This is a genomic window from Capnocytophaga sp. oral taxon 332 str. F0381 (genome assembly GCF_000318275.2).
GTDB lineage: Bacteria > Bacteroidota > Bacteroidia > Flavobacteriales > Flavobacteriaceae > Capnocytophaga > Capnocytophaga bilenii.
Genome location: NZ_KB291272.1, coordinates 1,490 through 2,870, shown reverse-complemented (window position 1 = coordinate 2,870; position 1,381 = coordinate 1,490). Strand labels below are relative to the sequence as shown.

Genomic DNA, 1,381 nt, shown 5'->3' with positions numbered 1-1,381 from the left:
CAGAAACACAAAATTATTACATAAAAGTAGAAGCATTAGTAGGAAAGGAAAAGTCAAGTGCTTTTGAGCTTAGCTTCAAAAATGTAGAGCTTGAAGTAAGTAAAAGCCCTGTAAAAGTAAAGGTTGGAGAAAAGAATAAGGAAGAAGAAAAGAAGGTTGAAGCTGATAAAGAGTTCTTACCTTTGTTACAGCTAAAAAAGATTAATAAAGTTGTAAATGATAAAGACAAACAAGTTATAAATCTATATGAAAACCAATCAAAGAAAATAAGCATTTGTATTGATAAAGATAAAAAGACAGAGTTTGAACAGAAAAAGATTTGGGAAACAAGACAATATAAAGAGATGACCATATTTCTTGAAATTGATAAAGTAGGAACTATTGAAAATGGCTATATTTTCCCTATGCTTAATACTTTGAGCGATGGAGAGAAAAAAGCAGCAAACGAATTACAGAAAAACTTTGAGGAAAAACTCCAATCAAAAGTAGAATTTAAAAATGCTGAAGCTATTAAAGTGTCAAAAGATAGTAAAAAAGAGCTAAAAATTAAAATTAAAGGAGAAATGGCTAAAGAAGATATTTATTTAGATATCTTTAGTTCAAAGAATAGCTCTCTGAATTCAGGAAATCTATTTCATCGTATGAAAATCACACTTCTTCAAATGGACACAAACACTATTTATATAACAAGAAGATGGGAGAAAAATGTAGTTGAAACAAGGACAGATAGAGAAAATAAAACAAAAAGCGTTTTTCTTAATACATATAGTGCTACTTTTGGAACTTTTACCTTTGATCATTTAGAAGGATATATATGTGAACCTTATAGAGATGACGAAACAAGAAGGGGATTGGACAAGCGCATACCTAAAGGAGACTACAATGCTATCTGGTATTCAGAAGGAAGGTTTCCAAAAACTAAATATGTATATAAAAATTTTCCTGTTTTAGAAAATGGATTCCCTAATTTATATAATAAAGTTCCTTCTGATCGTCATATATTAATTCATGCTGGAAATATTGGAAAAGATTCTGAAGGATGTATACTTCCTGATATAGGAATAATAAAAAATAAAAATGGAAAAATAATTAGAACTACTTCTTATATAAGTAGTATTAATACTTTCTATAAGATAATAGAAAATATTAAAGAAAAAGGAGGTTTAGAAAATATTAAAATTAAAATAACTAATGAAATCGAAGATGAATACAACATTAAACAACAAATTGAGAAAGAAGATGGAGAAAAAGAAAGAGCTAAAGAAGAAAAAAGAAAGAAGAAATAAAATTGCTATTATTAGCTTATTAATCTTTTTATGTTTCACAATATCTAATGCACAAGAACATTGTGATTTTGACAGTTTTATTAAAAATGAATTTC

At 27.3% G+C, this 1,381-nt stretch carries 1 protein-coding gene; it reads left to right on the top strand.

Annotation, left to right across the window (positions count from 1 at the left end):
- Positions 1 to 1,286, top strand: a 1,286-nt coding sequence (locus tag HMPREF9075_RS12525) for a DUF5675 family protein (protein WP_009414968.1), incomplete at its 5' end; no start/stop codon positions are given.
- Positions 1,287 to 1,381: the final 95 nt, after the last annotated feature.